The following is a 21,286-nucleotide window of genomic DNA, read 5'->3' as shown; positions in this document are numbered from 1 at the left end:
TATAGTTAATATGTACTATTGAGGATATTCGTTTTTTGTGATGTCTATTAGTCAAATTAAGAACCTTAATAGAAGATTGGAAAATCTATCTAAGGAAGCTTCTTCTGAACTTGATAAGTTATGTGGTAATGAGTTATGGAAAAGTATTGGATTTGAAGCCTTTGATGGTTTAGCTGATGCAGGCCTAAGAGCTTCTGCGAATTATTATTATGGACAATTTCAAACTGCTCGAGAGTTGCAAGACGTTTTTAGTTAAATATACATTTATTGTTTAATTAAAGACTTTGTAGAATACAATCATTTTAGTTAATTAGTGATGCAAAAAAAAACACATGATTGAAACATCCGGCGTTATTGAAAAAGAGCAAGGCAATGGATTCTATCTTGTAACTCTTGAACAGCCCGCTGGACATCAATGCTTGTGTAGGGCCGCAGGAAAATTGACAAAATTTAGAATAAAATTGCTTGCCGGAGATAAGGTTCTTGTTGAAATTAGTCCCTATGATTTAACACGAGGTCGAATTACATATAGAGAAAGAAACGTAGGCCCTGGAGGAGGAAGACAGGGTGGAAATAGACCAGGAGGCCCAAGAAAAAGATAAACCCTTAATAGCTAGCTAATAAACTAGTTCCTCCAATGCGGATTTATATTCACTTCTGGCTTTAACCCCTTTCCATTGTTTTTTTAACTCCTTGTTTTTAAACAGATGTACAGTTGGAGTACCGCTAATTTCAGCTTGTTTAGCAATGACTTGGTCTATTTCAATATCAATTTCAACACCTATAGCTTTACCCTTTGATTCGTTAAGGACTCTGTGAAGTTGGGGCTTGAGAATGTGACAAGGTCCACAGCTACTTGATGTATATATTACGAAAAGAGGTTTATCTGTCTCATGATACAACTTTCTTAGTGCATAACTTCCCTTATGCCATGTGTTGTCTGGGTTGAAATTTTCCTCGTTACTAGTTTCTAAAGTTTTTGTTGTCTCTGCCTTTGATGGTTCTAATTCATCTCGTTTGATAAGGGTTGCTAGTTTATTTTTTGCTAGCCATCTTTCAGCTGCCAGAGCAGCTTTGCAACCACTGCCTGCAGCGGTAACACCTTGACGCCATTCAGAATCGGCAACATCTCCTGCAGCGTAAACACCTTCCAAAGAGGTCTCTGGCCTTCCAGGTTCTGTTATTAAATAACCTTTTGAGTCTGTATTTAACTGGTTGGCGAACAAAGACGTGTTGGGAGTATGTCCTATTGCATAAAAAAGACCCTTAGCTGCAATTTCATCTTCCTGGTTAGTAACTTTTCGTTTAACTTTTAATTTTTCTAGCCATTCATTGCCTAAAACATCTAAAAGCTCAGTCTCCCAATGAATAGTAATATTTGAGTTTGCTTTCACTCTATCGGCCATTGCAGCTGATGCCTTTAACTTCTTTGATCTGACTAATAAATGTACATGGCTACCATATTTGGTGAGATATTCAGCTTCTTCACATGCTGAGTCTCCTCCCCCGACTACTGCAAGTTCTTCATTCCTAAATTGAGGAGTTGCCCCATCGCAAATTGCACAGGCGCTAATACCTTTACTCCAGAATGAATTCTCGTTCTTAAGACCTAACCGATTTGCGCTTGCTCCCGTAGAGATAATTAAGGAATTAGATTTAATATTTTGAGTTGATGTCACAATAGAAAATGGTCTTTTGCTTAAGTCAATTGATATGGCATCTTCTTCAATTAGCTTTGTCCCCCATCTCAGAGCTTGAGCTTTTATTAAATCCATTAATTCTGGTCCTTGAACTCCATTTGGAAAACCTGGGAAATTTTCAACAAATGTTGTTGTCATTAATTGACCACCGGGGATTCCACCTTTTTCAAAACCAGTAATAAGCAAAGGTTGAAGATTTGCTCTTGCCGCATATATTGCTGCTGTGTATCCAGCGGGTCCTGAACCTACGATTACTAAATTCTCTGTTTTTAATTCTTTTTTCTCGGCTGGCATGCCAAAGCAAAATTAAACGTATTTATACGATATAAGAAAAAATCTTGAAAGTGTATTTAAAGAAAAAGATTGGATCATTTTTAGATTTTAAATTTATTTAAAACTAAAGTTCTAAAAGTTCATCAGCGTCAAAATTCTCTTTTTGAAAATTAGGAACTTGTAAGGTTGAGGCTTCTAGCCCCTCTGGGTAAGTGTTTATACAAGTGATCCACTCACAGAATTCTTGACTGATAGCGTAACTATCTTCATATCTTTCTACGCTATCAAGTATAGCTATTCGGCTTGCTGCCCAACAGCTTGCAATACTTATTCTCTTGTTGAAAGCAGCATTCATAATTAATCCCCAACGAGCTCACCTTGACATGCCAATGGGAGATTAACTTGTGTTTTTTGGTACAAATTTGCGTTTTGTCTGGAAAACGAAATTATCACTTAAGATTTTAGATTTCCTTTATATTTGGAACAGAAGCAATATTCTTTTGAATTTATGTTATTAGCTTTAATCGATTTAAGTTTTTATGTCAATATCTAGTGGGGTATTATTATACCGCCTCTGTATGATTTATTAACAGTTTTTCAACATCATTTATACCTTCAACTGCTGCATTCTTCGCTAATTCAAAATCTCCATTTGCTTCTTCTTCCAATGCTTTAGCAATCTTATTAGTTAACTCTTCTTTCCTTCCTTCGATCATTACTATTATTTCATTTTCTATTACTTTTCTGACAGCTTTAGATGGCAATTTGTCATCTTTTGCTTCGGCAAACGTTCCTTGTACAAGTTCTTGAATGAATAATCGATGAACCTCGCTACTTTTTAAAAAACTCTCAGTAGCGTTGATGATCCCCTCAACCAAAGCTTCGTCTGGTTCAGATTCATTATTGGCAAGTTTGAACTCCCAGTCAAGATGTTTCCGCTGCCATCCGGAGGAATGAAGACTTGGCATAACTGTCTGAGAAAAAGTGTCTACTGACATTTCGTAAATTCGTTCTGCTAGTCTTTCGCACCATTCTTTTCCGTGACTTTGTAGATTTTTTTGCATGGCTGTTCTTGGTACAGCATGCCCACCGTGATGGCTATGACAAACACCATCTGGACATTCGATCGCGGTGAGGCTCATTTTTTCTTGATCGATAACATTTTCTCATTTCCTTCATAGCCAAGAAAAACTATTAGGAAAACCTTTCTTAACTAAAAATGCTGGTATTCAAACGTTTCCTCTCCTAATCTTAAAGAGGATCAATATTTTTACTTTGGTTAGTTTCTTAATTCCCTTCGAATCAGCTTTGGGGGAAACACGCGTTTCAGCCACTCCAGAGACTGTTAAAAAGTTTTTGGGCTTGGGCTGTAAAGTATTTTTTGAAAAAGGGGCAGGAGAGGCCGCTGGTTTCTTAGATAATTCTTATTTGGATGCTGGCGCCGAATTAATTGAAAAGGAAAATAATGAGGTAAAAAAAAATGTTGACATTGTTCTTTGCGTTCAGCCTCCGGAAGAAAAATTTCTTTCACATTTAAAACCGGGCTGCTTACTCGTGGGATTATTAGATCCTTACGGGAATCAATCATTAGCCGAAATATTAAAATCCCATGAAATTTCGGCAATATCTTTGGAGTTACTTCCGAGAATTAGCAGAGCTCAATCATCAGATGCCTTATCTTCTCAGGCGAATATAGCTGGATACAAATCTGTACTTTTAGCAGCTAGTGCTCTTGATCGATATTTTCCAATGTTGATGACTGCTGCTGGTACTATTCAACCTTCAAAAGTTGTTGTTTTAGGAGCTGGGGTAGCAGGATTGCAAGCTATTGCAACAGCAAAAAGACTTGGCGCTGTTGTTTATGTGAGTGATATTCGAGAGGCGGTAAAGGAGCAAGTTGAATCATTAGGAGCAAGATTCATTGAGCTTCCAAAGATTGATGAAACCCCATCAGAATCAGGTGGATATGCAAAACAAGTCTCCAATGAATTTCTTGTCAAGCAAAGACAAGAATTAGCAAAGCAATTGTCTGAGGCTGATGTTGCTATTTGTACTGCTCAGGTGCCGGGCAAAAAAGCCCCAAAACTTATTGATGAAACGATGTTGGATGATATGCGACCTGGTTCGGTAGTGATTGATCTTGCTGTGCTTAGTGGTGGTAATTGCGCATGTTCAATGCCAGGTGAAACCATCGTTAGGAATGGGGTCAAGATTGTTGGTGCTTCAAACCTTCCTTGTTCAATACCAAATCATGCCAGTTCTTTATATTCAAGAAATTTATTGTCTCTTCTTCAACCAATGATTAAAGAGGGTAAGTTTTTAATTGATAACGATGATGAGCTTATTGTCGGTTCTTTGATTAGTAAGGATGGAGTAATACTTAAATCTGAGATTATTGAGAATGGAGGAACTAAATCATGAGTTTTTTTAGTGAAGCTCTTTGGGTGCTTCTACTTGGGAGCCTTTTGGGATTGGAGCTTATAGGCAAGGTCCCACCAACTTTGCACACTCCACTAATGAGTGGAGCTAATGCAATTTCAGGCATAACGATGCTTGCAGCTTTAACATTAATAATAAAATCAGGAGACAATTTACCTTTACTAATAATTGGATCAATATCTCTTGGATTCGCTTTATTTAATGTGATTGGTGGCTTCCTGGTTACAGACAGGATGCTTGCAATGTTTAGTCGTAAAAAAACTCGTAAATAGGATTATTTCTTATGACTTTTATTGCTCCCGTTAAGTTTGCTATTGATCTGCTGGCAGTTTTATTGCTTGCTTTAGGTATTAAAGGCCTTTCAAAAGTTAGATCAGCAAGAGAGGCAAATAGGCTTGCTGCCATTGCAATGATATTGGCTGCTTTTGGAGTTTTGCTTAACTCTCAAGGAACCATAGGCATTTCTATTAACTCTTGGATTTGGATAATTTGTGGAACTTTGGTTGGAGGCCTCTTAGGGGCTTTAACAGCAAAAAGGGTTCCAATGACTGCGATGCCTGAGATAGTGGCTTTGTTTAATGGTTGTGGTGGAATGTCATCGTTATTGGTGGCGCTCGGTGTAGCTTTGTTCCCCTCTTCAGACGGCTCAGTTAGTGCAGTGGGTGAACTTGTTAGAAATTTTTCAATAGTCGTTTCACTCTTTGTTGGATCCATTACATTCTCTGGATCAATAGTTGCAATGGCCAAGCTTCAAGGTTGGCTTTCTACACCTTCTTGGACTCAGAGTAACGCCAGGCATTTCTTTAATATTATTTGTGCGGTTCTTGCTTTGATAGGTGGTATCTATCTTTCAATCGATGGACAAAATGGTCTTTTTCTTATTGTAGTTGCTTCATCTTTGCTTGGTATCGGAGTGACTCTTCCTATCGGAGGGGCAGATATGCCAGTAGTTATATCCTTGTTAAATAGCTACTCAGGAGTTGCCGCCGCCGCCGCGGGTTTTGTTGTTGGCAGTCAACTTTTGATTGTAGCTGGCGCAATGGTTGGCGCTGCTGGATTAATACTTACTCAAGTGATGTGTGATGGCATGAACAGATCTTTGGTTTCTGTATTATTTGGAGGTGCACTTGGTGCTAGTTCTGTTGCCTCAGGAGGTGGAGGGGGAGAATATACAAATATCACTAGTTGTAGCCCAGAAGAATGTGCTCTCACCCTTGAGGCAGCAGAGAAAGTCGTGATTGTTCCTGGTTATGGTCTTGCGGTGGCTCAAGCTCAGCACACGCTAAGAGAGGTTACCAGGGTTTTAGAGACTGCCGATATTGAAGTCACATATGCTATTCATCCTGTCGCTGGAAGAATGCCTGGTCATATGAACGTTCTTTTGGCGGAAGCAGATGTTCCTTATGAGCAATTAAAAGAAATGGATGTTATTAATCCTGAATTTCCTGCTACGGATGTTGTATTAGTTCTAGGAGCTAATGATGTGGTTAACCCTCAGGCCAAGAATGATCAGACATCCCCCTTGTATGGGATGCCAGTTTTAGATGTACAAGAGGCCAGAACCGTATTTGTTGTTAAGAGAGGAATGAGTGCTGGATATTCAGGAATTAAAAATGATCTTTTTGATTTGCAAAATACTTCCATGGTTTTTGGCGATGCAAAAAAAGTTCTTGGAGATCTTTTGTTGGAATTAAAGGAGCTTGGAGTTGGAAGTAAAGGATAATTTTAAAAGAGAAGATTTACTTTCTGATTTAGGAATAAGGCCTTTTAAAGAGCGTTTACCTTGGATTGGACCTGACCTTCAGACACTACGAGATACATTTGCCTCCGATGCATTGCCTGATGTCAATTCATCGGAAATTCGTATAAATGTTCCACCTCTTAAAAGTAGAAAAACAGGAGGAGGTTCATTAGTTGCCTATTTGGATAGACCATCAAGTGTATTGAGCATTAATGGTTTAGTTCTGCTTCTGCATGGACTTGGTGGGTCCACTCGTAGAAGAGGTTTGACTAGAATGGCGAGTGCTTTGGTGCAATCAAACTTCGCTGTTCTGAAACTTAATTTGAGAGGTTCAGATCCTTGTAGGAATTTTGTCGATGGTACCTATGCTGCTGAGTGCAATAGCGATTTAATCCCTGTCTTAAAGCGAGCCAGAGAAATTTCATATCAACTAACTTCTGAGTACAAATCTGTAAAAAGGATTCCTCTTTTTGGTGCTGGGATCTCTTTAGGTGGAACTATTCTTTTAAATGCTTGTATGTGTGATGAGTCTTTATTAGATGGACTGGTATGTATTAGTAGTCCTTTGGATTTGAATGAATGTAGTACTTCTATTGAAAGACCAAGAAATTTTATTTATCAAAAATGGTTGTTAAATCGTTTGATTAGGCAAACTTTAGAAGATCCTTTTGGGATAGAAGAAAGAGAAAAGAAAGCATTATTAATAAATAAAAGAGATAAAAAAAGAAAAATAAATAACATTAGATCTTTTGATGATTTGATAACTGCTCCAAGGTGGGGATATAAAGATGTTGATGAATATTATTCGAAGGCATCCCCTTTTTTCTCTCTTATAAAAAATAAAAAATCTCTTCCTAAAACATTATTTATTCAATCCAAAGATGATCCCTGGGTTCCTTTTTTAGCTGCTAAAAAACTCATGGAAAAAATGAAATTTTATAATAATCAAAAAGCTAATAAATTTATTTTTACTCAGAAAGGTGGACATAATGGCTTTCATGGAGTTCATGGTTGTTGGGGGGATCAAGTTGTTTCAAAATGGTTTTTATCTTTGAAAACTATTTAATCTGAAAATGCAATTTTTGTAATATTTTTTTCTGAATAATCTAAGACTTCTTTTCTTGCCCAGCTGTCAATTTCAAGAATTTCTCGAAGGCTTGGATTTAGATTAAGGTCGCATTTATGTTTCTCGCAAATCGCTTCAATTACTTTTGGAATATCGATAAATTTAAATCTTTCTTCTAGGAAAAGTTCTACTGCTTTTTCATTAGCGGCATTAAGCACTGCTGGCATGGTTCCTCCTGATCTACCTGCGCAGTATGCAAGTTCCATGCATGGATATTTCTTAGTATCAGGTTCCTTGAAAGTTAAATTACCTACCTCAGTAAGCTTTAATCTTGGCCATGGCGTTTTAAGCCGATTAGGCCAACTTAAACAATACAAAATAGGGAGCTTCATATCTGGCCATCCCAATTGAGCTAAAACTGATGAATCATCCAATTCAACCATCGAATGAATGATGCTTTGTGGATGAATAATGATTTCGATTTGATCATATGAAAGACCAAAAAGATAATGCGCTTCAATAACTTCTAGTCCCTTATTCATAAGGGTTGCAGAATCTACAGTTATTTTCTTTCCCATGCTCCAATTAGGATGGCTAGTCGCATCCTCGACAGTTGCTTTTGCTAAATCTTCTGCTTTCCAATCTCGAAAAGCTCCACCTGATGCAGTTAATTGTATGGATTTAAATCCAGGAGTTGGTATTCCTGTTGAGAGCCTTGCATTGTCAGCCCATGGCGTTCCTTGTAGACATTGAAATATCGCTGAGTGTTCAGAATCAGCTGGTAAGAGCCGACTTCCACTTTTTTTTAAAGCAGGAATGACAACTGGTCCTGCTGCAATAAGAGTTTCTTTATTTGCTAAAGCCAGGTCCTTCCCTGCTTCAATAGCGGCAAGTGTTGGTAAGAGGCCAGCACAGCCAACTATTCCAGTTACAACAAGATCTGCACTTTTCCAGGCTGCTGCAGTATTAAGTCCTTCAGCTCCCGCCATCAATAAGGGCTTCTTGAATATTTTTGAATTTTTATTGAGACTATTTATTCGCCTAGTGAGTTCTGGCAAAAGCGATTCATCGGCTAGTGAAACAACTTCAGGTTGATGAGTTTCAATTTGTTTGATTATTAAATCAAGGTTCTTTCCTGCTGTTAGTGCAACAATTTTGAATTGATCAGGAAACTCTTCTGCAATTTGAAGGGTTTGAGTTCCAATAGATCCTGTTGAGCCTAAAACGCTTATGGCTTTCACATTGTGAAGTCAAGTATGACCAGTCTCCCATTTAAAGGTATAACCCAGTTATATATTTACCAGTTTCTTCTGGATTTTAATAGAGATTTATTATGCAAGAAAGGGAACAATGGAGATCAGGACTGGGATTCGCACTCGCCGCGGCCGGTAGTGCTGTAGGCCTTGGAAATCTTTGGGGCTTTGCTTATAGGTCATCTCAAGGCGGTGGACTTGCTTTTCTTATTCTTTATGTATTGGTTGTTTTAGTTGTTTGCCTACCTGTCTTAGTTGCAGAGATGGTCTTGGGGAGAAGCACTGCAAGTAGTCCTTTCCTTGCTCCAATCAAAGCTGCTGGAGAGAATTGGAAGCCTCTAGGCTGGTTATTTGCAATAGCTTCTTGTGGAATTCTTTCTTATTACGCAGTGATAATGGGATGGACAATTGATACTTTCTTCCATTCCTTATTTATCGGCCTACCCTCAGATATGACTGAGGCGGGAGAATTTTTTGGTAAAATTAGCAGTGGTAATAGTGTATTTGTAGGTCAAATAATCAGCTTATTGTTAACTGCTTTTGTTGTTGTTGCAGGCGTTCGTGGAGGTATAGAAAAACTAACAAAATGGGCAATGCCATTTTTATTTGGACTCCTTTTGTTGTTAGCTATATGGGCTGCAACTTTATCTGGGTCATGGGAAGGATATACATCATTTTTACTTAAATGGGATTCATCTCAACTTTTTGATAAAAACACAATAAGTAATGCATTTAAACAAGCTTTCTTTTCTTTAAGTTTGGGTATTGGAATTATGGTTGCCTATTCTTCATATCTAAACCGTAAAAATCATCTTCCTAAAGAAGCTTTGAGAGTTGCAACTTTGGATACTGCTGTGGGCTTACTTGCCGGGCTTATTACATTCCCTGTCGTTATGAGTTTTGGTTTGAAAGATGTTATCAGTGAATCAACTGTTGGGACTTTATTTATTGCTCTTCCAACTGGATTTGCAAATCTTGGATTGTTTGGGAGATTGATTGCTGCCGTTTTCTTCGGATTGGCCTTTATAGCTGCTATTACTTCTTCTATTTCATTAATGGAAGTACCAGTATCTTCTTTAATGGACAGGCTGAATTGGAGTAGGAAAAAGGCCGTTTGGACTTCAACATTATTGATCTTTTTGATTGGAATACCATCTGCTATTTCTACAGACTTTTTAGGCAAGTCCGATGCTATCTGTAATACACTCTTGATATTAGGTGGTCTTCTGATTTCAATTCTTTTGGGTTGGATTGTTCCAAATCGTTATGATGAGGATCTTGCAAATTCTAATTCTAATTTAAGAGTTAGAAGGTATCTAAAGTTTATGCTGCGCTGGGTGTCTCCACCAGTTATTGCTATAGGACTTTATTTAACAGTCTTATCTACAATAGATACATTTGCTTAATCTGAAATTTGTTTCCATTCAGTAACCCCTTTAGGTTTATCAATTAAATCAATTCCAATATTTTTCAAATCAGCTCTTATTTTATCAGCGAGTAAAAAGTCTTTATTAGCTTTTGCTAAGGATCTTTTCTTGATAAGTTGTTCAATTTTATTAGTGTCAAATTCAGTCTTGTTTTTTGGTTTCTCTTGATTTAAATCTACTTTTAAGCCCAGAACTCCTGCCAACTCAGAGAGTAATTCCCATTTATTAAAAACTTGATTTAAAATATCTTCGTCAACTTCATTGATATTTTTTCCTTTTAATAAATTTATACACTTTCTAATAGGTTGAGACAATTCAAAAAGTATAGATAAAGCTCCAGATGTATTTAGATCGTCATCCATATAGTTTTCAAAGTCTGATAATAATTTAAATGATTCTTTATCAAGTTTATTGTTGGCAGATCTTTTTATAGGTTGATCTAGGTTGATTTCTTTTTTAGCTTGATACTTAATTTTATAAATATAACCAAAAGAAAGGCAATTATTTAATCTTTCCCATCCTTTTGAAGCAGCTTTTAGAGCTTCTTCAGTAAAATCTAAGGGCTTTCGATAGTTAGTTTGTAAGACAAAAAATCTCAAAGTCATAGGTGAAATACCTTCCTCTAATAAAGATCTTATGGTTGTGAAATTCCCTAGTGATTTACTCATCTTTTCACCCCCAACGTTAACCATTCCATTGTGAAGCCAGTATTTTGCTAACTCTTTTCCATTACATGCTTCAGATTGAGCTATTTCATTCTCATGGTGAGGAAATATCAGGTCTGATCCACCAAGATGAATATCAATACTTTCTCCTAATTCTTCTTTAACCATTGCTGAACACTCAATATGCCATCCTGGCCTGCCATGCCCCCAAGGAGAAGAGTAACTAATCTCCCCTGGTTTGGACTTTTTCCAGAGAGCAAAATCAAGTGAATTCTTTTTACTTACTTCTTGATTTACTTTTAATCGACCTGCGGCATTATCTATCTGATTTTCAATTTCTCTACCACTAAGTTTCCCATAATTTTTATGTTTACCTACTGAAAAATAAACATCACCATTTGATGAGTAAGCTACTTTCTTTTGTTCTAATTCTTCTATGAAATTAATGATTTGATGTAGGCATTTTGTTGCTCTTGGCATGCTGCTTGGTCTAAGAATGGAAAGAGTATCCATATCTTTGTGAAATTCATCAATATTTCTTTCACTTAATTCATCAGTAGAACACCCTTCTTTCTCTGCTCGATTAATAATTTTGTCATCAATATCAGTGAAGTTTTGCACAAATTTAACTTCAAATCCTTTCCAAATTAAAAACCGTCTCAATACATCCCAATTGAGATAACTTCTTGCATGTCCAAGATGACAAAGATCATAAACAGTTACACCACAACAATATATCTTAACTTGATTAGGATTTATAGTAGTAAAATCCTCTTTCTTTTTGGATAAGGTGTTTGTGAATTTTAAGGACAATTTCTTAGATAAAAATGTGAGCAAATATTGAATTTGTCAGCAACTATTTTGCCTCCATCCAATTTACTCCAACGCCTGTTTCAACGATAAGAGGGACGCTAAGTTTTACAGCATTCTCCATAGTGTTTTGGACAAGTAGTTTTGTTTCTTTTAAATCTTTGGGATCAACTTCTAGCACGAGTTCATCATGTACTTGAAGTAGAATTTTCGCTGCTAATCCAGTTTTTCTCAAAGCGGTATGCAATTGAATCATTGCAAGCTTAATTATGTCTGCACTAGATCCTTGAATAGGTGCGTTTGCCGCGGCTCTTAATTGTTGGGCTTCCATACCTGCTCTTCTAGCAGTAGTTAAATCAATTTCATTTGGTGGGGTTCCAAGAAGTCTTCCAAGCCCATTTTTATTGAAATGAAAATACCGTCTTCTTCCAAGCAATGTTTCAACAAACCCTTGGCTTAGAGCAAGTCTTTCTTGATATTCTAAAAATTTAAAAACGGCTGGATAACGTTCTTTGAATTTGCTTAAAAAATATTTTGCTTCTATTAATGAAACACCTGTTGATCTTGCGAACCTTTGAGCCCCCATACCATAAATAACACCAAAATTAATTGTTTTTCCTATTCTTCTTTCATCGGCGTCAATAGCATCTTTTTCAAATAAAATTTTTGCTGTTAAAGAGTGAACATCTTCGTTTTTTAAATAAGCATTTTTTAGTACTTCTTCACCTGAAAGGTGTGTGAGTATACGAAGTTCAATTTGTGAATAGTCTGCGCTTAGAAGTTTCCAATCTTTTTGCGGAAGAAAAGCTTTTCTTATTCGTCTACTAAATTCAGTTCTAATAGGGATGTTTTGGAGATTTGGATTGCTACTACTTAATCTTCCAGTAGCGGTTACGGCTTGATTGAAGTCTGTATGTACTCTTCCCGTTTCTTTTTCAATAAGCTGAGGTAAAGCATCTACATAAGTATTAAGCAACTTACTTATAGTGCGATGTTCAATGATCATTTTTACTATTGGATGGTCTGATTCCAGTTTTTCCAATACACCTGCATCTGTGCTCCATCCAGTTTTTGTTTTTCTTGATTTTTTCCTATTTAAATCAAGTTTCTCAAAAAGTAATTCACCTAATTGTTTAGGTGATGAAAGGTTAAACTCACTTCCTGCAATCTTATAAACTTCTTCCTCGATGGTATCTAATGTTTTTGTTAACTCTAAAGATAAATCTTTTAGATAAGGTATATCAATAATGATGCCTGTGGATTCTATTTCTGCTAGGATCTGCTCAAGAGGTTGTTCAACTTCTTTGAGTAATTTTATTAATTTTGTACTTGTTCCTTTTAATCTATTAATATAAATAATTGCTAATTTTCTTGTTAAATAAACGTCCATCCCGCAGTACATACTCGCAGACTTAATGTCCACATAAGAGAAGTCTTCTCCTTTTTTGACAACATCAGAAAAACTTTTGGGCTTAAATCCAAATTCTCTATAAGCAATTTCGTCTAAACTATGTTTAAGAGTCGCATCAAATATGTAATCTGCAAGTAAAGTATCAATTACTACGCCATTTAATATGATTCCATGTCTCAGTAAAATCAGTCTGTCGTATTTTGCATTCTGTAGTGTTTTAGGATTTTCATTGCTAGAGAACCAATCCTGAAGTGCATATATAACTTCTTCAATCTTTAATTGATTTCTATGATTAATTTCTATTAAATCTTCTTTATTTTGATGTCCTATTGGTATATAAACTATATCTTTTAATGATTCACCAAAACAAAACCCTAAGCCTACAAGTTCAGCTTTAAAAGGATTCAAATTGGTTGTTTCGGTATCGATTGCTATTGGTTTCATCTCATCTTTATGTTTCATTATTTTCTCAACAAAATTATTAAGTTCTGCCAGATTATTTATAATCTTAGGCTCTATCTGAGGAATCTCTGTTATTTTATTAAGCCTAGTTAGTTGAATATTATCGCTCTTACTATTAGCAATCTTACTTTCTTTTGGTAAGTTTATGTTGTCTTTTTCTGATAAACCTTCTTTAGAAAATAGAGCTTTAAAAGTTGAAACTTGTTTTAATAAACTATGTAACTCAAGTTTTTCAAGGCTTTCATTTAGTTTTGATTCATTAATACCTTTTAAGTTATGTTCTATTTTTGGACTTATAGGAATTTTAATTAATATTTCTGCAAGTTTTCTTGAGAGATATGCATTATCTTTGTCTGCTTTTAGCTTTAATCTTACTGCTCCTTTTATGGCGCCTCTTTTAGCTTTTTCCCCTTCTTTCTCTAGCTCCTGGAGTGATTTATAGACTCCATCAAGATCATTGTTTTCGTTTAAAAGATTTATTGCTGTTTTTGGACCTACTCCTTTGACGCCAGGAATATTATCTGAGCTATCCCCAGTTAAGGCTTTCAGATCTATTACTTTGTTTGGATTGACGCCAAGTTTCTCCTTCACACCCTCTTCATTAATCAGTCTAGGATTTCCGCTTTTTGCATAAGGACCACCACCCATGTACAAGACTGCGATATCTCTTTTGTCATCCACTAATTGAAATAGGTCTCTATCTCCAGAAAGGATTCTGACACTCCATCCTTTATCAGCGGCATCATTGGCGAGTGTTCCTAAGACATCATCAGCCTCATATCCTGGGGCTTTGCATATAGATAGATTCAGACTTTCTTTGAGAATCTCCTCTAGTTGATCTAAATCTTGAAAAAATACATCTGGTGCTACATCTCGATTGGCTTTGTAGTTTGGATCTTCCTTGTGGCGAAATGTTGGCTCAGCAGTATCAAAAGCAATTGTGATTCCTTTAGGCTCGATAGATTTGCAATTATCTAAAAGGCTTTTTAGAAAACCATAGGTCACACTTGTAGGCAATCCTTCCTTTGTGGTAAGACCTCCTTCACCTCCTTTGCTAAAAGCATAAAAACTTCTAAAAGCTAAAGAATGGCCATCAACCAATAATAAAGTTGGCTTTTTTATTTCTTTCATGAAACATTCATTATGAGATTAAGTTATTAATTTTTCCTTTTTTTAGCCCAAGGAGGAAGATCAATGAAAATTTTGTCTCCTGGTTCTAATCCAGATATTATTGCAGTCTTGCTACCGCTGCTTATTCCTAATTCAACTTTTTTAAATTCTGGTTGATTGTTTTTGCCAACTATAAGAACTCCAGTTTTCCCCTCTTCCGTGACAATTGCAACAGTTGGGATAAGAGTGTTGATTTTGGTCGCTCCTGTTTGAAAGTTGATATCAGATGTCATTCCTAACCGTAAATCTTTAGGCCTATTGCCCAACAACAACGTAACTTCAAATGAAGTTACGTTGTTGTTTTTGATTGCACTCGGAGAAATTTTGGAAACAACGGCTTTAAAGCGCTTATCAGGAAAAGCATCTACTCTGATACTTGCTTCTTGACCTGTTTTGATTCTTCCAATATCACTCTCAGGAACTTTCGCAACTATTTCAAGCCCTTGAGAAAGTTTGACTATTGATGAACTAGTAGCCCCACCCTCTCTTGATGAAGAAGCAGAGGTAGTAGGAGTTACGAAAGCTCCAGGAACTGCGTATCTGCTAGTTATTACTCCTCTAAATGGTGCTCGTATGTTTGTCTCATTCTCTTCGACTTCTATTTGTTTGAATTTAGCTTCGCTGCTTAAAAATTTATTTTTATATTCTTCATACTCTTCTGCACTAATAGCCCCTTCATTGAAGAGCATCTTCCTTCTTAGGTAACTCGATTTTTGAGTCTCATAATTAGCCTTTATCTCGTCAATTCTAAATTCCAAGTCTCCAAAATCCATTTTTGCAATTAGATCTCCTTTCTTAACCTGATCTCCCTCCTCCACGAAAATCTCATCAAGTATTCCTTGTCTTTTTGGACTTACATTTACGCTTTTATTTGCTTTTAATTCACCACTTGCTGTTATCAGTCCAGGCAAGCTGCCGCTTTTCGCTGAAATTGTAAATTCAGTTATGTCTTTATTAGATCCATTCCCTTGTGAAAGTTTAAAACTAATTCCACCAACACTTAAGACTGAAAGTGCAATGAGGCCTAAAAATTTTTTCTTTTTGATGTTTTTCCAGATCATTTTGTGAAAATCAAGTTCTCAAGAGTTTTAGAAGTTTTGATGATGTAAAGAAAAAGTTTAAAAACTTTCCTTTGGAGATTTATAACTATATTTTCGCTGTTAAAGGGCACTATTGGGTTTAATTTAGTCAAATTAATCAGCTGGCTTCTTTCAAAGACCAATTTCAATGCTTAAGGCCGGAATTGTAGGACTCCCAAATGTTGGAAAGTCCACTTTATTTAATGCTCTTGTCGCGAATGCTCAAGCTCAAGCAGCAAACTTTCCTTTTTGTACGATTGAACCCAATGTAGGTTCTGTTTCTGTACCCGATCAACGTTTGAATTTGCTTGGTGAACTCAGTAACAGTAAACAAATTATTCCAACTAGGATAGAATTTGTCGATATTGCTGGTCTTGTTAAGGGAGCTAGTAAAGGGGAAGGATTGGGCAACAAATTCTTAGCAAACATAAGGGAGGTGGATGCAATAGTTCATGTGATTAGATGTTTTAGAGATAATGATGTTATTCATGTTTCTGGATCAGTAGACCCATTAAGAGATATTGAGATAATAAATTTAGAATTAGCGTTATCAGATTTGAATCAGATAGAAAAACGCAGAACTAGATTAAAAAAACAAATAGGTACCAATAAGGAAGCTAAGCTAGAAGATGAGGTTTTGGAAAAATTAAGCGAAGCCCTTGAAAATGAAAATGCAGTTAGGAGTGTTTCATTAACTGATGAAGAAAAAAAATTAATTAAACCATTAGGCTTGTTAACGGAAAAACCAATTATTTATGCAACTAATCTTGGTGAGGATGAACTTGCGAAGGGTAATTCCTTTTCAGAAGAAGTAAATATACTTGCAACCAAAGAGGGTTCTGAATGCGTGAAGATTTCAGCTCAGGTTGAGTCTGAGCTGATTGAATTGGGTGAGGAGGAAAGAGATGATTATTTAAATGGTTTAGGAGTTGAAGAAGGAGGTTTAATTAGTCTTATTAAAGCTACATATCGATTGCTGGGGTTAAGCACGTATTTCACTACTGGAGAAAAAGAAACTAAAGCTTGGACTATTTCTGATGGGATGACAGCTCCTCAAGCAGCTGGGGTAATTCATACAGATTTTGAAAAGGGATTTATTCGAGCTCAAACAATTTCATATAAAAAACTACTTGACGCAGGATCTTTGGCGGAAGCTCGTAACAAAGGTTGGTTAAGAAGTGAAGGGAAAGAATATGTAGTGAATGAAGGCGACGTGATGGAGTTTTTATTCAACGTATAGAAGACTATTTATACCAAGGCTTCTAAAAGGTTAGACAAAACGCTTGTCTAACCTTTTGTCTAACTTTTTGAGACGGGGAAGGTTGTTTTTTTGAGACAGGGTGTCTAAATAATCAAATATCTAGGTAATAAAACAATAATGATTATCGTTTTCATGTTCAGTGTATATTCTTATACATTGATTTATGTGCTGTATGGGCAGCAATTCGTGGCTGATTTCAGGACCGCCAGGCTGTGGCAAAACGAATTGGATTCTTAATAATCTCAAGTCACACAAAGGTCGTTGTGGTTTTTTACGTCTATCTGGTTACGGAGATATTGATCTACAGCAAGTAGCTTCTACAGATATTGACTATGCCTTTCTTAAAGATCAAATTCCTCAATTAATAGATTTATCAAGGTCCAGTTCAGACTCTATTTCGCATCAAGATGATTCTTTTATATTTATTGAGCTTCCTCAGTTTCGAATTCCTAAAGAGCTTGGTTTGGCTGGAATTGACCCGCGCGTAATCAAACAACTTGCAACTTTAAATCTCGAACCAGATAAATATCTTCATTTTGGACTTGATAGGGAATTACCCATTAATGACACATTGAATTTTAATCAAATTGAATCATGCAGGTTCAAGCTTCATCGGAATGTTTGGGATCCACCTAGTCTGAATACCTTTTGGTTCGAGCTGGTTAATGGTGCTTATGGAGATGTTTATAGAGCTAAAGCCTTGATGAATATCCCCGATGGTAGATCTATGTTTTTTAACTGGATTGTTAGCCAAAAAGGTTCGCAATTTTTACCTCTTAATACTGTCTCACCTCCTAGTGGTAGACCTACAAGAATATCTGAACTTGTTGTTCAAGGGAAAAATCTTGACTCCGTACAAATTGAATCAACTATTCAGCTTTGTCTCTTGAATGATTCAGTTTTGGAGCTTCATCAAGCCCCTCTTAGAGATACACAAATGCAGCCTAGTTATTCAACTTGACGATATGAAACACGCAGTAATTTCTTGTTTACATGCCAATCTCTCAGCAGTAGAAGCTGTGCTAGGTGATATTGATCGGCAAGGAATTGAGACGATTACATGTCTTGGCGATCTTGTTGGCTATGGTCCTCAGCCAAATGAAGTTGTTGATCTTATTAGAGATAGGAAGATAGAAACCTGTCAGGGTTGCTGGGATGAAGACATAATTGATGGTCTTGATGCTTGTGATTGCAGCTATCCATCTCAGCTTGCAGAAAGGCGAGGTCATATAGCTCATCAATGGACAACGGAGAAGTTGACTGATGAAAACAAAGAATTTCTAGCTAGTCTCCCAACCTCGATTAGAAGAGGTAGATCATTATTCGTACATGGAAGTCCCAACAGTCAGCATGAGTATCTGCTTCCAGAAATGGATGCATTCGCAGCATTAGAACGAGTTGAGATGAGTGGAGCCGATACTTTGTTTTGCGGTCATACTCATCTCCCATATGTACGTGAATTAGGGAATGGATCAATTCGCGTACATATTAAAAATGCTTCCGATCGTGAAAGAGAAGATAAAAAAATGACTTTACCTATTAGAAGAATTGTAAATGCTGGATCTGTCGGAGAACCTCGTCATGGAGGAGTAAATGCTACCTATGTTATTCATGACGATATAAAGAATAATGTTGAGATTAGAGAAGTTGCTTACGACATTGATCGAACATGTGAGGCAATTATTGAGGCTGGTCTACCCCATGTGTTTGCATGGCGTTTGAGCAACGGTTTTGAATTTGCTGAACTGGCTGAAGATGCTAGCCACGTGTGCGAACGATGATTGAACGTTGGGCACTTTTAAGTGGTCTTATGGGTGATCTTGAGACCTATGAATTGATTCAAAAAGATTTAAAAAATACTCGCGGAGATATAACTCTTTTTGTTTTAGGAGACGTTGTAGGACCAGATAAGAATTGTGATGCACTTTTAAATAGATTAGTAAATCCTCATCGTGGTGATTTGAAACCTCACTGTATCTATGGCTGGTGGGAGGAACAATTATTGGCAGAATCAGGTTACCGTGGGGAGAGAAAGGCAGATGCTTTACGACTCAATAAAGGAGACGATGCTGTCAATGCTCTTATGAATGCTGTAGATCCATATTATTTGGGATGGATATCATCACTACAATTTGGATTTGTAGAACTTGATTGTGGTTTGATTCATGGAAGTTCAAAAGATGTAGGAGACATTCTGACAATGCAAACACCTCCACTTACTCTTCTTGATCGAATTACTCGCCTTAATGTGAATAGATTATTCACAGCTAGAAGTAAACAGCAATTTCATCTTGAGTTGACTGATGCTGTAGTTGACTCAAAAGTAAAAGATTTAAATGGAAAACGAAACCAGGAACATACTCTTCCTAAACGTGCAGTGATAGGAATTGGAGCAGGGGCTAATTACACCCTTTATGACGTTGGCAGTGATCAGACTCACTTCTTAACGGTGGGTGATGTCACTAAATCCAGAGGGCGAGGGTTCGCGTAACCATTCTTTCCGAAAGAATTTTAAGGATAGTTCAGTTCAAAGACTTATTGGAATCTAAAGATGGCTCGTCTGGTTGTCTAACTTTTTAGCGTTTATGTCTAACCCTATTTTTTGACTGTAACCAACTGGTATGTTTGACGTAATGGAGTTTTTATTCAACGTCTAAGGCACAATTGTTACTAAATATTCTTGGATATTTAGTTAGAAAAAATTTTCAAATTTTTATTAATTGAATGCATAAAAAAGCTGCAAAATATTTGCAGCTTAGATTAAGAATTTTGATTTATTTGAATTATGCAAAAATCGATGGATTTTGATTCTTAACCAAATAAAGCTGAAGCTACACCAGCAACGGCTATTACAATTCCACCCCATTTAATTACAGACTGATCCTTGTCATAGGTATTTGAGACAAGAATTGCAGCGAGGAGGATTTCTACAAGGTTTTCATTGATCATGGGTCGAAGCCAGGATTGTAGTAGTTGATACTTTTTTTAGCTGGTCTTTGTTCGGCGGGCAACAAATATTAAGTACTTGTATTTTTAGATACCAGGCTAATTAATAACTTGATTCATATTCTATAAAGTTATTTGGAGTTGATATGTTTAAAAATTATCAGCCCAAAAAAGGATATGACGAGTACTTTTCTTCTGACGATTTTTTACCTAGATCATCTCTAGAGCCATTACTTTCCTCTTTAGGAGAGATGGGGTTAGATCAGTTGAACATAAGTCATGAAGTCGCAAGAAAACTTCTTCTTCGCCATGGAGCAACTTTCCGTCTAAATGATTCTGGTAACAAAGGTTCTGAAAGGATTCTGCCTTTTGACCCTCTTCCTAGAGTTATTGGTGCTTCAGAATGGTTAGATTTAGAGATAGGACTAATACAAAGACTCGAAGCAATAGATTTATTTTTAGCAGACGTATATGGAAAACAGCAGATAATTAAAGATGGGATTATTCCAAGAGATCTCATTGAGAGTTCTGATGGATGGCGACCTGAGATGAAGGGCTTTGTTCTTCCACTAGGGAAATGGTGCCATGTCTCTGGTCTTGATCTTATTAGAGATGGCAAAGGGGAGTGGTTGGTTTTAGAGGATAATCTTCGCTGCCCTTCAGGTGTTGCTTATTTCTTAGAAAATAGATTAGTTATGAAAAGGATTTTTCCAAGCCTTTTTAATGGAAGAGTTGTTAGGCCTATTGATGATTATCCTTCATATTTACTGAAATCACTTCAGGAATTAGCAGTGTGGACGGATACCCCAAAAGTTGTTCTGCTAACTCCTGGAGTTTTTAATAGTGCATATTTTGAGCACAGTTACTTAGCTCAACAAATGGGGGTTCAATTAGTAGAAGGAAATGATTTAGTTTGTCAGAACCAAAATGTTTATTTGAAAACTACTTCTGGCATTAAAAAAGTTGATGTAATTTATCGTCGAATAGATGATGATTACTTAGATCCTAAGTTCTTTAGAAAAGATTCAATGCTAGGTGTTCCAGGTCTTATTGAGGTTTTGAGAAAAGGTAGAGTCGCTATTGCAAATGCTCCTGGGACAGGGCTGGCAGATGATAAATTAATTTATACTTTCGTTCCTGAAATGATTAGGTATTATTTAAAAGAGGAACCAAGAATTAATAATGTTAAAACATATGTTTGTGCAAGAAGAAATGATCTGAACTTTGTATTAGAAAACCTTGAAAAATTAGTTGTAAAAAGTGTATCTGAAGCGGGCGGATATGGAATGTTAATTGGCCCACACTCCTCTCAAATAGATATAGATAAATTTTCAGCAAAAATAAAAGCTAATCCAAGAAATTATATAGCTCAGCCAACATTAGATTTATCTACAGTTCCATCACTTAGTGAAGGCGTAGTTTACCCCTGCCATGTTGACTTAAGACCCTATGTCCTCAGAGGCAAGAATACTTGGGTAAGCCCTGGAGGATTAACAAGAGTAGCCTTGAAAAGAGATTCTTTAATTGTTAATTCATCTCAAGGAGGTGGCTGTAAGGACACTTGGGTTGTGAGTAAATAATTA

The 21,286-nt window shown here is 36.5% G+C and carries 20 protein-coding genes; 12 read left to right on the top strand and 8 right to left on the bottom strand.

Going from position 1 to position 21,286, the window contains the following annotated elements; translation table 11 throughout:
* The first annotated feature begins 40 nt into the window (after positions 1-40).
* Together O5640_RS04555 and infA are read left to right on the top strand one after the other, a co-directional pair.
* Complete coding sequence (locus O5640_RS04555; RefSeq protein ID WP_269613479.1) at positions 41-256, top strand: hypothetical protein; 216 nt, start codon at positions 41-43, stop codon at positions 254-256.
* A gap of 76 nt (positions 257-332) precedes the next feature.
* Positions 333-602, top strand: coding sequence for a translation initiation factor IF-1 (gene infA, locus O5640_RS04550; protein WP_011294847.1), 270 nt, complete (start codon positions 333-335; stop codon positions 600-602).
* A gap of 15 nt (positions 603-617) precedes the next feature.
* Here infA and trxB read toward each other — a convergent pair whose 3' ends face one another.
* The 3 genes from trxB to O5640_RS04535 form a co-directional block, all read right to left on the bottom strand.
* Positions 618-1,994: a thioredoxin-disulfide reductase gene (gene trxB, locus O5640_RS04545; RefSeq protein ID WP_269613477.1), complete on the bottom strand. Its 1,377-nt coding sequence runs from the start codon at positions 1,992-1,994 to the stop codon at positions 618-620.
* Positions 1,995-2,097: 103 nt separating this feature from the next.
* Positions 2,098-2,328 (bottom strand): hypothetical protein, encoded by a 231-nt coding sequence (locus tag O5640_RS04540; RefSeq protein ID WP_269613475.1) that lies wholly within the window; start codon positions 2,326-2,328, stop codon positions 2,098-2,100.
* A 208-nt stretch (positions 2,329-2,536) separates the two neighbouring features.
* A complete protein-coding gene (locus O5640_RS04535; RefSeq protein ID WP_269613474.1) occupies positions 2,537-3,115 on the bottom strand; it encodes an EF-1 guanine nucleotide exchange domain-containing protein in 579 nt (192 codons plus the stop codon).
* 133 nt (positions 3,116-3,248) lie between these two features.
* Here O5640_RS04535 and O5640_RS04530 point away from each other — a divergent pair, with 133 nt between their 5' ends.
* From O5640_RS04530 to O5640_RS04515, 4 genes are read left to right on the top strand one after another with little or no spacing between them, the layout of a single operon-like run.
* The gene (locus O5640_RS04530) at positions 3,249-4,394 is read left to right on the top strand and encodes an NAD(P) transhydrogenase subunit alpha (RefSeq protein ID WP_269613472.1); all 1,146 of its coding nucleotides are present in this window, start codon (positions 3,249-3,251) and stop codon (positions 4,392-4,394) included.
* Positions 4,391-4,684 (top strand): NAD(P) transhydrogenase subunit alpha, encoded by a 294-nt coding sequence (locus O5640_RS04525; RefSeq protein ID WP_011294842.1) that lies wholly within the window; start codon positions 4,391-4,393, stop codon positions 4,682-4,684. Before O5640_RS04530 ends, O5640_RS04525 begins: the two co-directional genes overlap by 4 nt.
* Before the next feature lie 11 nt (positions 4,685-4,695).
* Positions 4,696-6,135, top strand: coding sequence for an NAD(P)(+) transhydrogenase (Re/Si-specific) subunit beta (locus O5640_RS04520; RefSeq protein ID WP_269613471.1), 1,440 nt, complete (start codon positions 4,696-4,698; stop codon positions 6,133-6,135).
* Positions 6,119-7,219 (top strand): serine aminopeptidase domain-containing protein, encoded by a 1,101-nt coding sequence (locus tag O5640_RS04515; protein ID WP_269613470.1) that lies wholly within the window; start codon positions 6,119-6,121, stop codon positions 7,217-7,219. The genes O5640_RS04520 and O5640_RS04515 overlap by 17 nt, the downstream gene beginning before the upstream one ends.
* On the opposite strand, the gene O5640_RS04510 is transcribed toward O5640_RS04515, so the two are convergent.
* The gene (locus O5640_RS04510; protein ID WP_269613468.1) at positions 7,216-8,460 is read right to left on the bottom strand and encodes a 1-deoxy-D-xylulose-5-phosphate reductoisomerase; all 1,245 of its coding nucleotides are present in this window, start codon (positions 8,458-8,460) and stop codon (positions 7,216-7,218) included. The two genes, O5640_RS04515 and O5640_RS04510, sit on opposite strands and share 4 nt — an antisense overlap.
* Positions 8,461-8,552: 92 nt before the next feature.
* Between O5640_RS04510 and O5640_RS04505 the strand changes: the two genes are divergently transcribed.
* Positions 8,553-9,878, top strand: coding sequence for a sodium-dependent transporter (locus O5640_RS04505; protein ID WP_269613467.1), 1,326 nt, complete (start codon positions 8,553-8,555; stop codon positions 9,876-9,878).
* Here the strand turns inward: O5640_RS04505 and cysS are convergent.
* The 3 genes from cysS to O5640_RS04490 are packed head-to-tail and all read right to left on the bottom strand — an operon-like array spanning position 9,875 to position 15,478.
* Positions 9,875-11,377, bottom strand: coding sequence for a cysteine--tRNA ligase (gene cysS / locus O5640_RS04500; RefSeq protein ID WP_269613466.1), 1,503 nt, complete (start codon positions 11,375-11,377; stop codon positions 9,875-9,877). The two genes, O5640_RS04505 and cysS, sit on opposite strands and share 4 nt — an antisense overlap.
* A gap of 43 nt (positions 11,378-11,420) precedes the next feature.
* On the bottom strand, positions 11,421-14,378 hold the full coding sequence (gene polA / locus O5640_RS04495; protein WP_269613465.1) for a DNA polymerase I: 2,958 nt from the start codon (positions 14,376-14,378) through the stop codon (positions 11,421-11,423).
* 26 nt (positions 14,379-14,404) lie between these two features.
* Positions 14,405-15,478, bottom strand: coding sequence for an efflux RND transporter periplasmic adaptor subunit (locus O5640_RS04490; RefSeq protein WP_269613464.1), 1,074 nt, complete (start codon positions 15,476-15,478; stop codon positions 14,405-14,407).
* A 166-nt stretch (positions 15,479-15,644) separates the two neighbouring features.
* Here O5640_RS04490 and ychF point away from each other — a divergent pair, with 166 nt between their 5' ends.
* From ychF to O5640_RS04470, 4 genes are all read left to right on the top strand, one after another.
* Positions 15,645-16,736, top strand: a complete 1,092-nt coding sequence (ychF, locus tag O5640_RS04485; protein WP_269613463.1) for a redox-regulated ATPase YchF — start codon at positions 15,645-15,647, stop codon at positions 16,734-16,736.
* Positions 16,737-16,929: 193 nt separating this feature from the next.
* Complete coding sequence (locus tag O5640_RS04480; protein WP_269613462.1) at positions 16,930-17,718, top strand: GTP-binding protein; 789 nt, start codon at positions 16,930-16,932, stop codon at positions 17,716-17,718.
* A gap of 4 nt (positions 17,719-17,722) precedes the next feature.
* Positions 17,723-18,538: a metallophosphoesterase family protein gene (locus O5640_RS04475; RefSeq protein ID WP_269613461.1), complete on the top strand. Its 816-nt coding sequence runs from the start codon at positions 17,723-17,725 to the stop codon at positions 18,536-18,538.
* Complete coding sequence (locus O5640_RS04470) at positions 18,535-19,248, top strand: phosphoesterase (protein WP_152559077.1); 714 nt, start codon at positions 18,535-18,537, stop codon at positions 19,246-19,248. Before O5640_RS04475 ends, O5640_RS04470 begins: the two co-directional genes overlap by 4 nt.
* 320 nt (positions 19,249-19,568) lie before the next feature.
* On the opposite strand, the gene O5640_RS04465 is transcribed toward O5640_RS04470, so the two are convergent.
* Positions 19,569-19,706, bottom strand: a complete 138-nt coding sequence (locus O5640_RS04465) for a hypothetical protein (RefSeq protein WP_269606344.1) — start codon at positions 19,704-19,706, stop codon at positions 19,569-19,571.
* Between the two features lie 143 nt (positions 19,707-19,849).
* On the opposite strand from O5640_RS04465, the gene O5640_RS04460 reads away from it, so the two are divergent.
* The gene (locus O5640_RS04460) at positions 19,850-21,283 is read left to right on the top strand and encodes a circularly permuted type 2 ATP-grasp protein (protein WP_269613458.1); all 1,434 of its coding nucleotides are present in this window, start codon (positions 19,850-19,852) and stop codon (positions 21,281-21,283) included.
* Positions 21,284-21,286: the final 3 nt, after the last annotated feature.

The sequence above is a fragment of the Prochlorococcus marinus str. MIT 0912 genome (assembly GCF_027359595.1).
Taxonomy (GTDB): Bacteria; Cyanobacteriota; Cyanobacteriia; order PCC-6307; family Cyanobiaceae; genus Prochlorococcus_B; species Prochlorococcus_B marinus_C.
This window is presented reverse-complemented; position numbering and strand designations above follow the sequence as displayed.

What these genes read in the sequence shown, in the direction of transcription:
- O5640_RS04555 (WP_269613479.1), top strand. Translation starts at nt 41, where the DNA reads ATGTCTATTAGTCAAATTAAGAACCTTAATAGAAGATTGGAAAATCTA.
- infA (WP_011294847.1), top strand. Translation starts at nt 333, where the DNA reads ATGATTGAAACATCCGGCGTTATTGAAAAAGAGCAAGGCAATGGATTC.
- trxB (WP_269613477.1), bottom strand. Translation starts at nt 1,994, where the DNA reads ATGCCAGCCGAGAAAAAAGAATTAAAAACAGAGAATTTAGTAATCGTA.
- O5640_RS04540 (WP_269613475.1), bottom strand. Translation starts at nt 2,328, where the DNA reads ATGAATGCTGCTTTCAACAAGAGAATAAGTATTGCAAGCTGTTGGGCA.
- O5640_RS04535 (WP_269613474.1), bottom strand. Translation starts at nt 3,115, where the DNA reads ATGAGCCTCACCGCGATCGAATGTCCAGATGGTGTTTGTCATAGCCAT.
- O5640_RS04525 (WP_011294842.1), top strand. Translation starts at nt 4,391, where the DNA reads ATGAGTTTTTTTAGTGAAGCTCTTTGGGTGCTTCTACTTGGGAGCCTT.
- O5640_RS04520 (WP_269613471.1), top strand. Translation starts at nt 4,696, where the DNA reads ATGACTTTTATTGCTCCCGTTAAGTTTGCTATTGATCTGCTGGCAGTT.
- O5640_RS04505 (WP_269613467.1), top strand. Translation starts at nt 8,553, where the DNA reads ATGCAAGAAAGGGAACAATGGAGATCAGGACTGGGATTCGCACTCGCC.
- polA (WP_269613465.1), bottom strand. Translation starts at nt 14,378, where the DNA reads ATGAAAGAAATAAAAAAGCCAACTTTATTATTGGTTGATGGCCATTCT.
- O5640_RS04490 (WP_269613464.1), bottom strand. Translation starts at nt 15,478, where the DNA reads ATGATCTGGAAAAACATCAAAAAGAAAAAATTTTTAGGCCTCATTGCA.
- ychF (WP_269613463.1), top strand. Translation starts at nt 15,645, where the DNA reads ATGCTTAAGGCCGGAATTGTAGGACTCCCAAATGTTGGAAAGTCCACT.
- O5640_RS04480 (WP_269613462.1), top strand. Translation starts at nt 16,930, where the DNA reads ATGGGCAGCAATTCGTGGCTGATTTCAGGACCGCCAGGCTGTGGCAAA.
- O5640_RS04475 (WP_269613461.1), top strand. Translation starts at nt 17,723, where the DNA reads ATGAAACACGCAGTAATTTCTTGTTTACATGCCAATCTCTCAGCAGTA.
- O5640_RS04470 (WP_152559077.1), top strand. Translation starts at nt 18,535, where the DNA reads ATGATTGAACGTTGGGCACTTTTAAGTGGTCTTATGGGTGATCTTGAG.
- O5640_RS04465 (WP_269606344.1), bottom strand. Translation starts at nt 19,706, where the DNA reads ATGATCAATGAAAACCTTGTAGAAATCCTCCTCGCTGCAATTCTTGTC.
- O5640_RS04460 (WP_269613458.1), top strand. Translation starts at nt 19,850, where the DNA reads ATGTTTAAAAATTATCAGCCCAAAAAAGGATATGACGAGTACTTTTCT.